The sequence below is a fragment of the Streptomyces sp. TBY4 genome, assembly GCF_024213195.1.
Classification (GTDB): domain Bacteria; phylum Actinomycetota; class Actinomycetes; order Streptomycetales; family Streptomycetaceae; genus Streptomyces.
The window spans coordinates 54,411-70,978 of record NZ_JANAVF010000018.1 but is presented as its reverse complement, the minus strand read 5'-3'; the positions used below and the strand labels follow the sequence as shown (position 1 = coordinate 70,978).

The 16,568-nt window shown below is 71.8% G+C and carries 20 protein-coding genes; 8 read left to right on the top strand and 12 right to left on the bottom strand.

Annotated features, from left to right (window positions below):
* Nucleotides 1–75: 75 nt before the first annotated feature.
* The 3 genes from ispF to NLX94_RS32025 all read right to left on the bottom strand — a co-directional run bounded on the left by ispF (nt 76) and on the right by NLX94_RS32025 (nt 2,043).
* On the bottom strand, nt 76–585 hold the full coding sequence (ispF, locus tag NLX94_RS32035; protein WP_254386626.1) for a 2-C-methyl-D-erythritol 2,4-cyclodiphosphate synthase: 510 nt from the start codon (nt 583–585) through the stop codon (nt 76–78).
* Nucleotides 575–1,321, bottom strand: coding sequence for a 2-C-methyl-D-erythritol 4-phosphate cytidylyltransferase (gene ispD, locus NLX94_RS32030; RefSeq protein ID WP_254386625.1), 747 nt, complete (start codon nt 1,319–1,321; stop codon nt 575–577). The genes ispF and ispD overlap by 11 nt, the downstream gene beginning before the upstream one ends.
* Before the next feature lie 239 nt (nt 1,322–1,560).
* Entirely contained in the window at nt 1,561–2,043 is a 483-nt protein-coding gene (locus tag NLX94_RS32025) for a CarD family transcriptional regulator (protein ID WP_003953493.1), read from the bottom strand.
* Between the two features lie 623 nt (nt 2,044–2,666).
* Here NLX94_RS32025 and NLX94_RS32020 point away from each other — a divergent pair.
* Nucleotides 2,667–3,332, top strand: coding sequence for a DUF461 domain-containing protein (locus NLX94_RS32020; protein WP_254386624.1), 666 nt, complete (start codon nt 2,667–2,669; stop codon nt 3,330–3,332).
* Between the two features lie 81 nt (nt 3,333–3,413).
* Here NLX94_RS32020 and NLX94_RS32015 read toward each other — a convergent pair whose 3' ends face one another.
* On the bottom strand, nt 3,414–4,094 hold the full coding sequence (locus NLX94_RS32015) for a response regulator transcription factor (RefSeq protein WP_030387286.1): 681 nt from the start codon (nt 4,092–4,094) through the stop codon (nt 3,414–3,416).
* Nucleotides 4,091–5,329, bottom strand: coding sequence for a cell wall metabolism sensor histidine kinase WalK (locus NLX94_RS32010; protein WP_254386623.1), 1,239 nt, complete (start codon nt 5,327–5,329; stop codon nt 4,091–4,093). The genes NLX94_RS32015 and NLX94_RS32010 overlap by 4 nt, the downstream gene beginning before the upstream one ends.
* A gap of 226 nt (nt 5,330–5,555) precedes the next feature.
* On the opposite strand from NLX94_RS32010, the gene phoU reads away from it, so the two are divergent.
* The 3 genes from phoU to NLX94_RS31995 all read left to right on the top strand — a co-directional run bounded on the left by phoU (nt 5,556) and on the right by NLX94_RS31995 (nt 6,909).
* Nucleotides 5,556–6,233, top strand: coding sequence for a phosphate signaling complex protein PhoU (gene phoU / locus NLX94_RS32005; RefSeq protein WP_030858619.1), 678 nt, complete (start codon nt 5,556–5,558; stop codon nt 6,231–6,233).
* Between the two features lie 112 nt (nt 6,234–6,345).
* Nucleotides 6,346–6,498, top strand: coding sequence for a hypothetical protein (locus tag NLX94_RS32000; protein WP_254386622.1), 153 nt, complete (start codon nt 6,346–6,348; stop codon nt 6,496–6,498).
* Nucleotides 6,499–6,600: 102 nt separating this feature from the next.
* A complete protein-coding gene (locus NLX94_RS31995; protein WP_254386621.1) occupies nt 6,601–6,909 on the top strand; it encodes a hypothetical protein in 309 nt (102 codons plus the stop codon).
* Here the strand turns inward: NLX94_RS31995 and NLX94_RS31990 are convergent.
* Both NLX94_RS31990 and NLX94_RS31985 read right to left on the bottom strand, forming a co-directional pair.
* Nucleotides 6,881–7,069: a hypothetical protein gene (locus tag NLX94_RS31990; RefSeq protein WP_214951965.1), complete on the bottom strand. Its 189-nt coding sequence runs from the start codon at nt 7,067–7,069 to the stop codon at nt 6,881–6,883. The two genes, NLX94_RS31995 and NLX94_RS31990, sit on opposite strands and share 29 nt — an antisense overlap.
* Before the next feature lie 178 nt (nt 7,070–7,247).
* Entirely contained in the window at nt 7,248–8,006 is a 759-nt protein-coding gene (locus NLX94_RS31985) for a phosphoglyceromutase (protein ID WP_254386620.1), read from the bottom strand.
* A 162-nt stretch (nt 8,007–8,168) separates the two neighbouring features.
* On the opposite strand from NLX94_RS31985, the gene NLX94_RS31980 reads away from it, so the two are divergent.
* Nucleotides 8,169–9,470: an MFS transporter gene (locus NLX94_RS31980; protein ID WP_254386619.1), complete on the top strand. Its 1,302-nt coding sequence runs from the start codon at nt 8,169–8,171 to the stop codon at nt 9,468–9,470.
* A gap of 8 nt (nt 9,471–9,478) precedes the next feature.
* On the opposite strand, the gene NLX94_RS31975 is transcribed toward NLX94_RS31980, so the two are convergent.
* Both NLX94_RS31975 and mshA read right to left on the bottom strand, forming a co-directional pair.
* Nucleotides 9,479–9,979, bottom strand: a complete 501-nt coding sequence (locus NLX94_RS31975; protein WP_254386618.1) for a YbjN domain-containing protein — start codon at nt 9,977–9,979, stop codon at nt 9,479–9,481.
* Complete coding sequence (gene mshA / locus NLX94_RS31970) at nt 9,972–11,360, bottom strand: D-inositol-3-phosphate glycosyltransferase (RefSeq protein ID WP_374684053.1); 1,389 nt, start codon at nt 11,358–11,360, stop codon at nt 9,972–9,974. The genes NLX94_RS31975 and mshA overlap by 8 nt, the downstream gene beginning before the upstream one ends.
* Nucleotides 11,361–11,522: 162 nt before the next feature.
* Here mshA and NLX94_RS31965 point away from each other — a divergent pair, with 162 nt between their 5' ends.
* The 3 genes from NLX94_RS31965 (at nt 11,523) to NLX94_RS31955 (ending at nt 15,016) form a co-directional block, all read left to right on the top strand.
* Complete coding sequence (locus NLX94_RS31965) at nt 11,523–12,332, top strand: class I SAM-dependent methyltransferase (protein ID WP_254386617.1); 810 nt, start codon at nt 11,523–11,525, stop codon at nt 12,330–12,332.
* A gap of 159 nt (nt 12,333–12,491) precedes the next feature.
* The gene (locus tag NLX94_RS31960) at nt 12,492–13,541 is read left to right on the top strand and encodes a C40 family peptidase (RefSeq protein WP_254386616.1); all 1,050 of its coding nucleotides are present in this window, start codon (nt 12,492–12,494) and stop codon (nt 13,539–13,541) included.
* 227 nt (nt 13,542–13,768) lie between these two features.
* Nucleotides 13,769–15,016, top strand: a complete 1,248-nt coding sequence (locus tag NLX94_RS31955) for a PP2C family protein-serine/threonine phosphatase (RefSeq protein ID WP_254386615.1) — start codon at nt 13,769–13,771, stop codon at nt 15,014–15,016.
* Nucleotides 15,017–15,046: 30 nt separating this feature from the next.
* Here the strand turns inward: NLX94_RS31955 and NLX94_RS31950 are convergent, their stop codons facing one another.
* The 3 genes from NLX94_RS31950 to NLX94_RS31940 all read right to left on the bottom strand — a co-directional run bounded on the left by NLX94_RS31950 (nt 15,047) and on the right by NLX94_RS31940 (nt 16,552).
* Entirely contained in the window at nt 15,047–15,385 is a 339-nt protein-coding gene (locus tag NLX94_RS31950) for a DUF2516 family protein (RefSeq protein WP_254386614.1), read from the bottom strand.
* A gap of 145 nt (nt 15,386–15,530) precedes the next feature.
* Nucleotides 15,531–16,088 (bottom strand): hypothetical protein, encoded by a 558-nt coding sequence (locus NLX94_RS31945; RefSeq protein ID WP_254386613.1) that lies wholly within the window; start codon nt 16,086–16,088, stop codon nt 15,531–15,533.
* 47 nt (nt 16,089–16,135) lie between these two features.
* Nucleotides 16,136–16,552: a helix-turn-helix domain-containing protein gene (locus NLX94_RS31940; protein ID WP_254386612.1), complete on the bottom strand. Its 417-nt coding sequence runs from the start codon at nt 16,550–16,552 to the stop codon at nt 16,136–16,138.
* Between the last annotated feature and the right edge of the window lie 16 nt (nt 16,553–16,568).

Genomic DNA, 16,568 nt, shown 5'->3' with positions numbered 1-16,568 from the left:
CCCCGCGACCCTTTCGGTACGCGGGGCCCGCTTTGTTGGCGAGGAACTGCGGGAGGGGTGTGTCCGTACGGGGTACTAGGCCCGGTTCGTCCGGTACACGAGGGCCGTGGCGATGGCGGCGAGCCCTTCGGCGCGGCCCGTGAGCCCCAGTCCGTCGGTGGTGGTGCCCGATACGGAGACGGGGGCGCCCGCCGCCGCGGCGAGCGCCTTCTGTGCCTCTTCGCGCCGCTTGCCGATCTTCGGGCGTACGCCGATCACCTGGATCGCGATGTTGCCGATCTCGAAGCCCTCGGCGCGGACGATCCGGGCGGCCTCCGCCAGAAGGGTGACGCCGGCGGCGCCGGACCACTCGGGGCGGGAGGTGCCGAAGTGCGCGCCGAGGTCGCCGACGCCGGCCGCCGAGAACAGGGCGTCGCACGCGGCGTGCGCGGCGACGTCCCCGTCGGAGTGCCCGGCGAGGCCGTCCTCGCCCTCCCACAGCAGGCCGGCGCACCACAGCTCGCGGCCGGCCTCGAAGGCGTGCACGTCGGTGCCGATGCCGACCTGCGGCAGCGGGAAGGGGGCGGGGGCGGGGCTAGTAGGCATCAGTGGCCCTCCGGCGGGCGAGTACGGCCTCGGCGAGGACCAGGTCGAGCGGGCGGGTGACCTTGAAGGCCTCTTCGTGGCCGGGGACCACCACGACGGTGACGCCGAGCTGCTCCACCATCCCGGCGTCGTCCGTGGCGCCCTCACCGTCGAGCGCGACCTTCTCGTGCGCGAGCCGCAGCGTGGCGAGGTCGAAGCCCTGCGGGGTCTGCACGGCGCGCAGCCGGGCCCGTACGGGAGTGGCGACGACCGGCTCGGGCTCGCCGGGCCGGCCGGGCTCGACCTCCTTGACGGTGTCGGCCAGCGGCAGGGCGGGCACGACGGCGGGTGCGCCGTCGCGGACCGCCTCGACGATGGAGTCGACGGTGTCCACGGGGACCAGCGGGCGGGCCGCGTCGTGGATGAGGACGGCCGTGATGTCGGCCGGGAGCGCGTCCAGGCCGGCGCGTACGGATTCCTGCCGGGTCTCCCCGCCGGGGACGACCAGGATCTCCGTGCGCTCGGGCAGGGCGTGCTCGTCGAGCAGCCGGCGCACCTCGGCGGTCCCGTCGGACGGCGCCACGACGACGACGACCGCGACCGCGCGGGAGCGCGCCATGGCGCGTACGGCGTGGATGAGCATGGGCGTGCCGCCCAGGGTCCGCAGGGCCTTGGGGGCGCCGGGACCGAGCCGGACCCCGCGGCCGGCGGCCGGGATCACCGCGGCGGTGCGGTGGGGGCGCGATTCGTCAGACATCAGTAGCTCCGAGCCAGGTTTGTGACTTCGGCCGACATGGGTATGGCCTGAAGGGTGCCGGGTGCGACGCCCTCGCCCCTTCCGTGACGACCGGTCGAGTCGGCTGCCCGGACCCGGCACGCCAGTAGTGGTTCAGGCATGGGTGCAGACGCAGACATGCCGCAGCGCCCGGCAACAAGTCTCCTTGTCAGCGGGCACCGCGGCACAACTGTGTACGACAACGCGTACGAATGATCGCGTCAGGACGCGAGCACTTCGTCGAGGAGGGCCTCGGCCTTGTCCTCGTTGGTGTTCTCGGCGAGCGCGAGCTCGCTCACCAGGATCTGGCGCGCCTTTGCGAGCATGCGCTTCTCACCTGCGGAAAGCCCACGCTCACGCTCACGACGCCACAGGTCGCGGACGACCTCGGCGACCTTGATGACATCGCCAGAGGCGAGCTTTTCCAGATTTGCCTTGTAGCGCCGGGACCAGTTCGTCGGCTCTTCTGCGTACGGTGCGCGAAGCACCTCGAAGACCCGGTCCAGCCCGTCCTGGCCGACTACGTCGCGAACACCTACGAACTCCGCATTGTCCGCGGGAACGCGAACGGTCAGGTCACCCTGGGCGACCTTGAGCACCAAGTAGGTCTTGTCCACGCCTTTGATCTGGCGAGTTTCGATGGCCTCGATCAGCGCGGCCCCGTGATGGGGATAGACCACGGTGTCGCCAACCTTGAACGTCATGTGACAGGTACCCCTTCCGTGGCTATCCAGGGTAACACGAGAATCGACCGTTATGAATGGCGTTTTCGCAGGTCAGGGCACATCTCAGGGCTTGACAACAGCGACAGGAACGTGCTGCGAGAGGCTTCCGGAGGGGGGTATTCGCAGGTCGGAGGCGCTGTGCGGACCAGCCGAAACGGCTACGTTACACCTGCCCGGGAGCCGCGACGATGTGACGTACGTCCCGTTTTGACGGTTTCCGGGGCGGGAAACCGAACTACTCCGTTCGACTGGCGGCCACCCGTACGGGCCCGTTCCGGCCCAATCCCGGAATTGATCACCGGGCGGTGTTCGATGAAATCCAGAAATTGATCACCGGAGCGGCACCGGCCTTTGCGAGCGGGCCTTTAACGAATGAAAGATCACCCGGCCCCGGCGGGGCCGTGGCGGAGGCCGCGGGTACGGGCCCGGGTGCGGGTCGCGGCCCCGCGGAGGGCCCGGCCCCACACTGCGGAGGGTCGGGTGCGGGGGCGGGGCGGCGGCTCGGTAACCTAAGCGCGCTGACACATCCTTAGAGCGGCTTTACTTCGCCGCTTTGAGGCGTCCACCCTTCCGTTCCGTACGTCCAAGGAGTTGCCTCCCCCGTGAGCCGCAGCCTTCGACGCGGCGCCCTCGCCGCCACCGCCGTCGCCTTCTCGCTCGTCTCGCTGGGCGCCTGCGCCGCGGGCCACGATGCGCCGACTCTCCAGGTCAAGCCGGACAACGCCGCCACCACCAAGGGCGACATCAAGGTCCAGAACGCTCTGGTGATCACCCAGGAGAAGGACAAGAAGGGCCCGGCCGCGGTCTCCGCGACGGTGTTCAACAACGGCACCAAGGAGCAGACGCTCGACGCCATCACCCTTCCGGGCGGCAAGGGCACCGTGACGCTGAAGCCCGCGGGCAGCGGCGCCAAGGTGGTCGTCCCGGCCGGCGGCTCCGTCGTCATCGGCGGCAAGGGCAACGCCTCCGCCGTGATCGCGAACGGCGCCGACGTCGTGGACGGCAACGTCCAGAAGATCGTCTTCCAGCTGAGCACCACGGGTGACGTCGAGCTGGAGGGCTTCGTCGTCCCCGCCACCGGCATGTACGCGGCCTACGGCCCGACCGCCGCCCCGGCCGCCGGCCCCGCCCCGTCCGGCAGCCCCTCGGGTGCGGCTTCGGGTGCGCCTTCCGGCTCCCCCTCGGCGACCCCGTCCGGGTCCCCGGCGGCCTCGGCCTCGCACGCGGGCACCCCGTCCGGGTCCCCGTCGACCGGCACCGGCCACTGAGGCGCGCAGCACCGTAGACAACGGGAACGGCCCCCGTCCGCATCGAGCGGACGGGGGTCGTTCCTGTACATGCCTCGCTGTTTACGGCTCGAACTTGTAGCCGAGGCCGCGGACCGTGACCAGGTAGCGCGGGGCGCCGGGGTCCGGCTCGATTTTGGCGCGGAGGCGCTTCACGTGGACGTCCAGGGTCTTGGTGTCGCCCACGTAGTCGGCGCCCCAGACCCGGTCGATGAGCTGCATGCGGGTCAGTACGCGGCCCGCGTTGCGCAGCAGCATCTCCAGGAGGTCGAACTCCTTCAGCGGGAGGTCCACCTTGCCGCCGGCGACGGTGACCACGTGGCGGTCGACGTCCATCCGGACGGGGCCCGCCTCCAGGGCCGCCGGGGTGACCTCTTCCGGCTCGCCGCGGCGGCGCAGGACCGCGCGGATGCGGGCGACCAGCTCCCGCGAGGAGAAGGGCTTCGTGACGTAGTCGTCGGCTCCTATCTCCAGCCCGACGACCTTGTCGATCTCGCTGTCCTTGGCCGTCACCATGATCACGGGGACGTTGGAGCGGCCGCGCAGCTGCCGGCAGACCTCCGTGCCGGGCAGCCCGGGGAGCATCAGGTCGAGGAGGACGAGGTCGGCGCCGTTGCGCTCGAACTCGTCGAGCCCGTCGGGCCCGGTCGCGGCGATAGCGACCTCGAAGCCCTCCTTGCGGAGCATGTAGGACAGGGCGTCGCTGAAGGATTCCTCATCCTCGACGACGAGCACTCGGGTCACGGAAGGACCTCCGGGGCAGGGATGGCTGGTGCGGTTTGAGGTTCGAGCAGGGGTTTGGCGGGCTTGGAGGCCGAGGCGGACGCGGCCGCTTCGGGGAGGCGCAGGGTGAAGGTGGACCCCTGGCCCTCCGAGCTCCAGACCGACACCTCCCCGCCGTGCGACGCCGCTACGTGCTTCACGATCGCAAGGCCCAGGCCGGTTCCTCCCGTGGCGCGGGAGCGGGCCGGGTCCACACGGTAGAAGCGTTCGAAGATGCGCTCGCGGTCCTTTTCCGGGATGCCGATGCCCTGGTCGGTCACGGCTATCTCGATCAAGTCTCCACCCGGCGCGGTGACCCGGCGCGCGGCGATGCCGACGCGGGTGCGGGCCGGGCTGTAGTTGACGGCGTTCTCGACCAGGTTTCCGAGGGCGGCCGCGAGCTGCCCCCGGTTTCCCCATACCCGCAGGTCGGCGGTGCCGCCGGCGGCCATGGTGATCTGCTTCGCGGAGGCCGTGTGGCGGCAGCGGTCTATGGCCTCGGCCACGAGCGTGTCCACACGGACGGGTTCCGCGTCCTCCAGGGGGTCGTCGTTCTGTACCCGGGAGAGGTCGATGAGTTCTTGTACGAGGTTGATCAGGCGGGTGGCCTCGATCTGCATGCGGCCGGCGAAGCGCTCCACGGCCTCGGGGTCGTCCGAGGCGTCCATGACCGCCTCGGAGAGCAGGGAGATCGCGCCGACCGGGGTCTTGAGCTCGTGCGACACGTTCGCGACGAAGTCGCGGCGCACCGCCTCGATGCGGCGGGCCTCGGTGAGGTCCTCGACGAGGAGGAGCACCAGCCGGGAGCCGAGCGGGGCGACGCGCGCCGAGACGGCGAGCGCCTCGCCGCGGCCGGTGCCGCGCCGGGGCAGATCGAGCTCGACCTGGCGTATCTCCCCGTCGCGACGGGTGTCGCGGGCCATGTGGAGCATGGGTTCCACGGCGAGCTTGCCGCCGCGGACCAGGCCGAGGGCATAGGCCGCCGAGCTGGCCTTGACCACCGCGTCCCCCTCGTCGAGCACGACGGCGGAGGACCGGAGGACGGAGAGGACGGTGTCCACTCCGGGTGGGAGCACCGCATTGATGTCGGGGCGCATGGAGCTCCGGGTGGGGCGGGCCTGGTCGCGCTCGCTCCAGCGGAACGCCAGCATCGCGATCACACCGGTGCAAAGACCGGCGATCGCTGCAGCTGCGGCGACCGCCGCGTTCACGTCCATGACTCCAGGTTAAGCAGGTGGGGAGACACTTCCACAGCCGTTCGGGTGGCACCTCGAACAGTCGTCGCCCAGAGTTCACCCTGACGACCGTGCTGATTCACTTGTGGTGCCGGAGTCCGTCGCGTTCGGGGTTCACCGTGGCAACGTGGGGCCGATGGCCGCACACCGGCCCGCTCCGGGCAGTACTTGCAGTAGGCAGTAGTAGGTCGAGAGAGGGACACGAGACATGCGTGACGCGTACCACGAGGAACTGGACTCGATCGGTGAGGGCCTGGTCGAGATGGCCCGGCTGGTCGGCTCCGCCATCGGGCGGGCCACGACCTCGATGCTCGACGCCGACCTGAAGCTCGCGGAGAGCGTCATCGCCGCCGACCAGAAGGTGGACGATCTCCAGCACGACCTGGAGGCCCGTGCCATCGCGCTGCTCGCGCGCCAGCAGCCGGTCGCCACCGACCTGCGCATCGTGGTCACCTCGCTGCGCATGAGCGCCGACCTGGAGCGTTCCGGCGACCTGGCGCAGCACGTGGCCAAGCTCGCCCGGCTCCGCTTCCCCGACACGGCGGTCCCGCGCGACCTGCACGCGACCATCCTGGAGATGGGGCAGCTCGCGCAGCGGCTGATGGCGAAGGCGGCCGAGGTCATCATCACGAAGGACGTCGACCTGGCGCTCCAGCTGGAGCAGGACGACGACGAGATGGACCAGCTGCACCGCACCCTCTTCCAGCACCTGATGGACGACCGCTGGAAGCACGGCATCGAGACCGCGGTCGACGTGACCCTGCTGGGCCGCTACTACGAGCGCTTCGCGGACCACGCGGTGTCGGTCGCCAAGCGCGTGGTCTACCTGGTCACGGGCGAGCACGCGGACGAGCTCCAGGCACCCACGCAGGTCGAGGGCGTCTGAGCCGGACGGGCCGACCGGGACGGGATCAACAACGAGCCCCCAATGCGCCGTTGACTCGGGGGCCCGGCTGGGCATGAATGAGGCGAAGGCACAACGCCTACGAGGAGGATCCATGCCCGATTCCCCCGTCCCCATCACCCCGGAGCAGGAAGCGCAGCCCCCGGAGGGCCTGCGCCTGAGCCTGCCCCTGCTCGCGGCCTGCGGCTGCGGCTCGGGCTGCGGCTGCGGGTGCCAGTCCGGCGCCCCCTGCCAGTGCGGCGGCTGAGGCCACCCGCGCCCGGCTTCCCGTACGCGAAGGGCCCCGCCCGCGACACCGTCGGCCGGGGCCCTTCGCATCGAGCAGGACGAGCAGACGGAGGAGGGGGCCGTGCGCTACGGCCGTCCCAGCAGGGAGCAGCTGCGGCGCAACTTCGACAGCGTCCTGACGGACGTGCTGTCGGGGCGCGGCGTCCGCACCGAGACGGGGCTCGACACCCCGACCGAGAACGCCCTGTGGGCGATCGCCCGGGCCCGCCCGGACGCCCCGGACGCGCTGGTGGCCGCGGCGTACCGCGCCTTCGCCGGTCAGCTCGACGGCACCAACGCGGCCGCGTGGCGTGCGGAGACGGCCCGCAGGATCGCCGCCCGCGGGGCGCGGGACGCAGGGGTCACCGCTTCAGAGCCCGGTACCGCTTGAGGAGCGCGGTGATCTTCGCGTGGTCGGCCGCGCCGTTGAGCTCGGTGAGCAGGTCGTCCGGGCACAGCTCGTAGTGGTCGCCCCACCAGTGGCGCCCCTTGTTGTCCCAGATCCGGTAGCCGCCCGGCACTCCCCTGGCCACGTACCGCCGCCGGCTCACGCCCGTACGTCCATGTCTCCCCCTGGTCCCGCCCTCGCTCAGACCTGCCGCACCCGGAATTCTTCCCGTCTCCCGGTCCCTCGCACGACCGAAATTCCGCCGAAGTATCCGCCCGGGGCAGACGAATGCCCCCGATCCGCGCCGTGTGCGCGGGTCGGGGGCATGATCGCTTCGGGTGTTACTTCTTGCCCTGGTTCTTGACGGCCTCGATGGCGGCCGCGGCGGCGTCCGGGTCGAGGTAGGTGCCGCCCGGGTTGAGGGGCTTGAAGTCGGCGTCCAGCTCGTAGGAGAGCGGGATGCCGGTCGGGATGTTCAGGCCGGCGATGTCGGCGTCGGAGATCCCGTCGAGGTGCTTGACCAGCGCGCGCAGGGAGTTGCCGTGCGCGGCGACCAGGACGGTCTTGCCGTCGAGCAGGTCCGGGACGATCGCGTCGTACCAGTACGGGAGCATGCGGACGACGACGTCCTTCAGGCACTCCGTGCGCGGGCGCAGCTCCGGCGGGATGGAGGCGTAGCGCGGGTCCCCGGACTGCGAGAACTCCGTACCGTCCTCGAGCGCCGGCGGCGGGGTGTCGTACGAGCGGCGCCACAGCATGAACTGCTCCTCGCCGAACTCGGCGAGGGTCTGGGCCTTGTCCTTGCCCTGGAGGGCGCCGTAGTGGCGCTCGTTCAGGCGCCAGGAGCGGTGGACCGGGATCCAGTGGCGGTCGGCGGCCTCCAGCGCGAGCTGGGAGGTGCGGATCGCGCGCTTCTGGAGGGACGTGTGGACCACGTCGGGGAGAAGGTCGGCGTCCTTCAGGAGTTCGCCACCGCGGACTGCCTCCTTCTCGCCCTTCTCGTTGAGATTGACGTCCACCCAGCCGGTGAACAGGTTCTTCGCGTTCCATTCGCTCTCGCCGTGGCGGAGGAGGATCAGCTTGTACGGTGCGTCGGCCATGCGTACGAGCCTAATGGACGCGCCCGGTCCCCCGCGCGCGTTGTATACGGCGTGTGGACGGTCCCCGATTGACGGCAGCCGTCAATCCAGTGGCTCCGCGGAGCCCCGGTCCGTAGGGTCCGAACGAGTAGAGGGACGCTTACATCTCCGGGGGGATTCCATATGTCCGTTGCCAGTGTGAGACGGGCCGCCCGCGAGAGCGTGGCGGGTCTGCCCCGGGAGTTCTGGTGGCTCTGGACGAGCACGCTGGTCAACAGGCTCGGGGCCTTCGTCGCCACATTCATGACCTTGTACCTGACCCTGGAGCGGGGCTATTCGGCCTCCTTCGTGGGACTTGTGGTGGCCCTGCACGGGCTCGGCGGTGTGGTGTCCTCGCTCGTGGCCGGCGTGCTCACGGACCGGCTGGGCCGGCGGCCCACGCTGATGGTGGCGCAGGCGTCGACCGCGTTCTCGGTGGCCCTGCTCGGGTTCATGGAGCACCCGGCGGCGATCGCCGCGGTGGCGCTGCTGGTCGGCATGACCTCCAACGCCTCGCGGCCGGCGGTGCAGGCGATGATGGCCGACATCGTCCGCCCGGAGGACCGGGTACGGGCCTTCGCGCTGAACTACTGGGCCATCAACCTCGGCTTCGCCATCAGCTCGATGGTGGCGGGCTTCGTCGCGGAGTACAGCTATCTGGCCGGGTTCCTCGGCGAGGCGGCCCTGACGCTGGTGTGCGCGGTGCTCGTCTACCTCAAGCTGCCGGAGTCCCGGCCGGAGAGGACGGCGGCGGAGAAGGCGGCCGCCGAGCCGGAGCCGGGCCTCGGGACGGTGCTGCGGGACGGCCGGTTCATGGGCGTGGTCGGGCTGTCGTTCCTGATCTCGGTGATCTTCATGCAGGGCTCGTTCGGACTGCCGCTCGCGATGGGCGAAGCCGGGTTCTCCACGGCCGACTACGGGCTGGTCATCGCCGTCAACGGCGTGCTGATCGTGCTGCTGCAGATCCCGGTCACCCGGTTCATCGAGCACCGCGATCCGCAGAAGCTGCTGGTGATCTCGGCGCTGCTGGCCGGGTACGGCTTCGGGCTGACGGCCTTCGGCGGCTCGGTGTGGAGCCTGGCGCTGACCGTCTGCGTGTGGACACTGGCCGAGATCGTCAACTCGCCGACCCAGATGGGCCTGGTCGCGCAGCTCTCCCCGACGCACGGGCGCGGCCGCTACCAGGGCATGTACACGATGTCGTGGGCGGTGGCCTCGCTGATCGCACCGCTGATGGCGGGCTACACGATCGAGCAGTTCGGCGCGGCCTGGCTGTGGGGCGCGACGGCGGCCCTGGGCACGGTGGCGGCGGCGGGCTACTGGCTGCTGATGAGGGGGCTCCCGGAAGTTCCGGCCCCGCCGGCGTTCGAGGCGCGGGGGGCCGGGGGCAGCGCCCCCGGCAACGGCGCCGCACCGGCTACGCCGACGGCCGCGTCAGGCGCCTGACGGCCGCGTCAGGTGCTCGAAGGCCGCGTCAGGTGCTTGAAGGCGTCCAGGTTGCGCGTGGACTCGCCCCGCGAGACCCGCCACTCGTACTCCCGGCGGATCGCGCCCGCGAAGCCCAGCTCCAGCAGGGTGTTGAAGGCCCCGTCCGCGGCCTCCAGGACGGTGCCGAGCAGCCGGTCCAGGTCGTCGGGGGTGATCACCGACAGGGGGAGGCGGGCCGTCAGGTAGACGTCGCCGAGCGCGTCGACCGCGTAGGCCATGCCGTAGAGCTTGAGGTTGCGCTCCAGCAGCCACCGGTGGACGCCGGCCTCGTTCTCGTCCGGGTGGCGGATCACGAAGGCGTTGACCGACAGGGAGTGCTTCCCGGCCTTGAGCGAGCAGGTGGTGCTCAGCTTGCGGGTGCCGGGGAGCTGGACCACGTAGGAGCCGGGCTCGGGGCTCTCCCAGCTCAGTTCCGCGCCGGTCAGCGTCGCTTCGATGATCGCGCAGGTGGTGTCAGCGTCAGCCATGGTGGGAGCGTACGTGACGGCGGTGATCGTGCATCGCCCCCGTGTACACGTCGGCCGTGCCGCTCGCGGCGGTGTCCCAGCCGAAGAATTGCGCGTGCCGCGCGGCCGCCGCGCCCATCCGGTCCGACAGCCCCGGCTCGTCCACGAAGCGCCGTAGCTCGCGGGCGTAGTCGACGGGATCGTGGCCGGGTACGAGGATCCCCGTCACCCCGTCGTTGACGGCGACCGGCAGCCCGCCGACGGCCGCGGCCAGCACCGGCGTGCCGGTGGCCTGCGCCTCGATGGCGACCAGTCCGAAGGACTCGCTGTACGAGGGCATGACCAGCACGGACGCGGCCCGGAACCAGTCCGCGAGCGCGTCCTGCGCGACCGGCGGATGGAAGTGCACGAGGTCCGCGATGCCGAGCTTCGCGGCGAGCTTCTGCAGCCCCTCCGGCTTCGCCAGCCCGCTGCCGCTCGGCCCGCCGACGACGGGCACGAAGAGCCGGGAGCGCAGCGACGGCTCCCGGTCCACCAGCTCCGCGACGGCCCGCAGCAGGATGTCGGGGGCCTTGAGCGGCTGGATGCGGCCCGCGAAGAGGGGGATGACGGCGTCCTGCGGCAGCCCGAGGCGGGCGCGGGCGGCGGCGCGGCCGTCGGCGACGGTGAAGCGGTCCAGGTTCACGCCGGGGTGCACGACGGCGACCTTGCCGGGGTCGGCCGCGTAGTGGCGGACGAGCTCGTCGGCCTCCTCGGCGGTGTTCGCGATGAGCCGGTCGGCGGCGTCGACGATCTGCGTCTCGCCGATGACGCGGGCGGCGGGCTCGGGGGTGTCGCCCTCGGCGAGCGCCGCGTTCTTGACCTTGGCCATGGTGTGCATGGCGTGCACGAGCGGGACGCCCCAGCGTTCGGCGGCGAGCCAGCCGACGTGGCCGGAGAGCCAGTAGTGGGAGTGGACCAGGTCGTAGTAGCCGGGGCGGTGGCGGGCCCAGGCCTGCATGACACCGTGGGTGAAGGCGCACAGCTGGGCCGGCAGCTCCTCCTTGGCGAGGCCCTCGTACGGGCCCGCATCCACGTGCCGTACGAGGACTCCGGGCGCGAGCTCGACCACGGGCGGCAGGCCGCCGGTGGTGGCCCGGGTGAAGATCTCGACCTCGATGTTGATCGCGGCGAGGCGCCGGGCCAGCTCCACGATGTACACGTTCATCCCGCCGGCGTCGCCGGTGCCGGGCTGGTGCAGCGGCGAGGTGTGCACGCTGAGCATGGCGACGCGGCGCGGCTTGCGGTGGCCGCCGACGGCGGCGGGCAGGCGCAGGCGGGGCGGCTCGTGGCGGGTGCCGGAACGGGCCGCGGCGAACCGGCCGCCGATGCTGCCGCCGATGCGGGACACGTACTGGCTCAAGGGAGCAGTTCCTCTCGCTCGGACGGCATGACGCGGAGAGCGCTGTCGCGCTCTTCTAGGAGTGCAACCCGGACGGCCGTCTCCCGCATTCCGGGACGGGCGGTTTTCCTGCGGCCGTGCCGGATTTTTATCGGGCGGGAACCCTCCGCTTACTCTCTGCACATGGCCTCCCGCTCCACCCCTCCCCCTCGTCGCCCCGTCGGCACGGTGACCCGCGGGACGACGAACCCGAACCGGCTGCGCCGCATGGACCGCTGGATCGCGGCCACGCACGGGGCGGCGCTGCGGCGCGCGGACGACCCGGTCGCGGTGGACCTCGGCTACGGGGCCGCGCCCTGGACCGCGGTGGAACTGCTGGCCCGGCTGCGGGAGGCGGCCCCGCGAGTGCGCGTGGTCGGCATCGAGATCGAACCGGCCCGGGTGGCGGGCGCGAAGCCGTACGAGCGGGAGGGCCTGAGCTTCCGGCACGGCGGCTTCGAGGTGCCGCTGGAGGGCGGGGTCAGGCCGGCGCTGATCCGGGCGGCGAACGTGCTGCGCCAGTACGACGAGGAGCAGGTCGAGGCGGTGTGGGAGCGGCTGCGTGCCCGACTGGCTCCCGAGGGGCTGCTGGTGGAGGGGACCTGCGACGAGATCGGGCGGCGGCACGTCTGGGTCGCGCTCGGGCCCGAAGGGGCGCGCACGGTGACCTTCGCGACCCGGCTGGGCTCCCTGGAGCGCCCCTCCGACCTGGCGGAGCGGCTGCCGAAGGCGCTGATCCACCGCAACGTGCCGGGCGAGCCGGTGCACGCGTTCCTGCGCGACTTCGACCGGGCGTGGGCGGCGGCGGCCCCGTACGCCTCGTACGGCGCGCGGCAGCGCTGGATCCGCACGGCGCGGGCGCTGGCCGCGGACTGGCCGCTGGCGGACGGGCCGGTGCGGTGGCGTCAGGGGGAACTCACGGTGCAGTGGGAGGCGTTGAGGCCTTCGGGGTGACCCTGTCGCCGTGGCCAGGGGGGCTGGAGGGGCCACTGGGGCGATCGGGGCGCATCGGATGGATATCCACAAGGGTGTTGGAATTCACCGACTCGTGGCACCATCCCGAAGGCAATGACAAGTTACTGACGATTAGTCAATCCGGTGTCTGGGGGGACCATGAGGAAACGACGACGGGGATCGATCGCCCTCACTCTGCTGTGCGCGATGGCGCTGTTGTCCGCGCCCGGCGCACTCGCCGGCACCGCGTTCGCCGCTCCGGAGCCCCGGACGGGCAAGTCCCTGGAGCAGGTCCGCAAGGAGATCGAGGGCCTCTACCGCGAGGCCGGCACCGCCACGGACGCCTTCAACCTGGCGGAGAGCGAGGCCAGGACGCAGTCCGAAAAGATCGTGCTGATCGCCAACATGGTCCAGACCGGCCAGGACCGCATCACCGTCCTGAAGAGCCGCGCGGGCGCCGCCGCCCGCGCCCAGTACCGCTCGGGCGGCCTGCCGCCCGGCGCGCAGCTGGCCCTGAGCGACGACCCGACGCAGTTCCTGGACGGCAACGACCGGCTGCGCCAGGGCGAGAAGGCCACCTCGGACCTGCTCTCCGAACTGAACCGGACCCAGACCGACTTGCAGCAGTACGCGCAGGACGCGAGCGCGCACTGGGAGACCCTGGAGGCCAACCGGGTCAAGCAGGAGGCCGCGAAGAAGCAGGTCGAGGACAAGATCAAGGCGGCGGAGGAGCTCGAGAGCAAGCTGGAGGCCGAGCAGAAGGCCCGGCTGCTGGAGCTCGAGGCGGAAGCGCAGCGCCAGGCGCAGCGGGACTGGCTGTCCACGGGCGCGATGACCGGCAACCCGGGCGCGGCGGCCACCGACGCGGGCGGGCGGGCCGTGCAGTACGCCGTCGCCCAGATAGGGAAGCCGTACGTGTGGGGCGCGGAGGGACCCGGTTCCTTCGACTGCTCCGGGCTGACCTCGCAGGCCTGGCTCGCGGCGGGCAGGACGATCCCGCGCACCTCGCAGGAACAGCTGCGGCTGCCGAAGATCGCGGTCAAGGACATGCGGCCGGGCGACCTGATCATCTACTTCGACGACGCGAGCCACGTCGGGATGTACGTCGGGGACGGCGCGATGGTCCACGCCCCCCGCCCCGGCCGCAACGTCACCATGGCGGGCGCGGGCTCCATGCCGATCAAGGCCGTGGTCCGGCCGGACGCGTAGCGGCGGCCCGCCCACCGGGAACCACCGCCCCGGCGGAGGCACGTCTCGGTGGGCGGGATGCCGTACCCCTGCGCCGTGACGTTGGTCATTCCCCGACGCGGACTTTCCCACCCGATAACGGCATATGCCGGAGACCCGCGCCCGGCCCGCCATTCCGCTTCCCTCCTCCCGCGGCTAGGGTCGCCGGACGAGCGAACCCCCGAGGGGGCGGGAAGGAACCGGAGACGATGCCCGTACCCGTACCGCGGCAGAGGGACATCCCGGCCACCGAGAGCGGCCCGGGCGGCATGTCATCGCTCACCCTGCTGGTGATCGAGGACGACCCCGCCGGCGGCCTCACCGTCCCCGAGATCCTCGACGCCGACGGACACCGCATCCGGCTGCGCAGCGCCCGCAACCTCACGGAAGCGGCCCGGCTGCTCACCCCCGACGTGAACTGCGTCCTGCTCGACCTCGCGCTCCCGCACGGCGGCGGAGCGGCCGCCGGCGGGGACGCCGCCGACCCCTTCGGCGCCCTGCGCCAGGTCCTCCGCATCGCCCCGCGGCACGCCGTCCTCGTACTCACCTCCGAGGAGGACGCGGAGCGCGCCGCGGAGGCCGTACGCGTGGGGGCCCAGGACTTCCTGTTCCGCGACGAGCTCGACGGGCGGCTGCTCAGCCGCGCCATCCGCTACGCGGTGGAGAGAAAGCGGGCGGACATCGCCCAGTACAAGCTTGCAGAATCGAAACTTCGGGCCCAGGAGAACGCCCGCCTGGAGCGCGGACTGCTCCCGCACCCGCTCCTGGAGGGCTCCGACCTCCGCTTCGCCGCCCGCTACCGCCCCGGCCGCAGCCGCGCGCTCCTCGGCGGGGACTTCTACGACACCGTCCGCACCCCCGACGGCACCGTCCACGCGATGATCGGCGACGTCTGCGGCCACGGGCCCGACGAGGCCGCCCTCGGCGTCGAGCTGCGCATCGCCTGGCGGGCGCTCACCCTGGCCGGCCTGTGCGGCGACGACCTGCTCGCCACCCTGCAGGAGGTCCTCGAAGTCGAGCGCCCCTGCGAGGAGATCTTCGCGACGCTGTGCACGGTGGACATCGCCCCCGACGGCCGGCGCGCGGGCCTGTGCCTCGCGGGCCATCCGGCGCCGCTGATCTCCCGCCCGGGCCGCCCCGCGCGGCTGCTCCCGTACGAGAACAGCGGCCCGGCGCTCGGCCTGCTGCCCCGGGCCCGCTGGCCGCGCCGCCAGGTGGAGCTGGGCGGCACGTGGAGCCTGATGCTCTACACCGACGGCCTGATCGAGGGCCGGATCGGCCGGGGCAAGGAACGGCTCGGGCAGGACGGCATGGTCGAGATGATCAACCGCCACCTGGCCGACGGGCTGAGCGGCGAGGGCCTACTCGAAGCCTCCGTGACCGAAGCCCGCCGCCTCAACGGCGGGGAGCTGACGGACGACGTCGCCGTCGTCCTGCTCTCCCGCGCCGAGGGCTGACGGGGCCTGCGGTCACCCCAGGGCTACCGCCTACCGTCCGCCGTTGTAGGGCCCGTACGGCCCGTCGCTGCTGCTGCCGCCCCGCCGGCCACCGCCGCCCGAGACCTCCTTGAGCGCCGGGCGCACGTCCACGAAGAACACGATGCTCGCGACCAGCCCGGCGATCTGCAGGAAGAGCATCCCCAGGAAGAAGTCCACGACCACCGTGATCCCGAGGATCACCAGCCAGAAGGTCTTGGTCTGCTTGCCGGCCGCCCGGTACGCGTCCTCGCGCGCCGTCAGCGCCAGCACGAAGGCCACCACGGCGAGCCCGAGCATGGCGTACCCGAACAACGGGAGCACTCCGTTGTTGAACCCGTTCATCAACATCGCCTGACCGCCTTCTCACGCCTCACTCGACCGGATGCCGCCTGCCTCCACGCTACCGGCAGAGTCCCGTTCCCAAACCACAACGGACCGGACGCCCCACGGGTGCCCGGTCCGTCACGTCGTTCCGCGCGGACGTCAGCTCGCGTCAGCTCTCGTCGGCCGGCTCGGCGGCGGCCTTCTTGACCGCGGCCTTGCGGGCCGGAGCCTTCTTCGCCGCGGGCTCCGCAGCGGGCTCCTCCGCCACCGGCGCGGCGGCCTCCGGCTCCACGACCACGGCGATGTCGACGATCTCCTCGGAGACCTCGCCGCGCCACGCCCGCACGGTCTGCTCGCCGTGCTCGGCGACCTTGTCGTAGGCCTCCTTGGCCTTGACCGCGTACTCGGCGGCCACGCCGACCCCGCGCAGCGCCAGGTCCTGGGCGGTCTCCCCGAGCTTCTTCGCGTCGATCGCGCCGAGCACCTCGGCGACCGTGGCGGTGACCGCCTCCTGCGCCTCCTTGGCCTTCCCCCTGGCCTTCTCCTGCACGGCCTTCGGGTCGGTGTTCTTCACGGCCTCGATGCGCGCGGGGGCCTCGGCGCGCAGCTGCTCGATCAGCCCGGGCACCTTCTTGGCCTGCTGCACGGCCAGGTCGGCGGTGCCGGCGGCGAAGTAGAGGGGGGTCGGGTCGGTGAGGGTCTTCTTCAGGTCATCGGCGATGGCCATGTGGTGGTCCTCCCGGATCACGGTCTTGGTTCGTGCTCAGTTCTTACTCAGTGCGTAGGGCTCGTCCCGGCATCGCCACCGCTACCGCCGCCGTCCGCCGCGTTCTCCGCGGCGGCCTCCGCGGCGTTCTCCTTGCGGAAGGACTCGTAGACCTGGAGCAGCACCTGCTTCTGCTGCTCGCTGATGGACGGGTCGGCGAGGATCGCGGCCCTCGTCTCCACGGCGTCCCGGTCCCGCTCGTCCAGGATCCCGGCCTGTACGTACAGCGTCTCGGCGGAGATCCGCAGCGCCTTGGCGAGCTGCTGCAGGATGTCCGCGCTCGGCTTGCGCAGTCCGCGCTCGATCTGACTGAGGTACGGATTCGACACCCCCGCCGCATCGGCCAGCTGCCGCAGCGAAAGCTGCGCCTGCCGCCGCTGCTCGCGGAGGTACTCGCCGAGGTTGCCGACGTTGAGCGATGCCATGACCCGATCCTGCCGC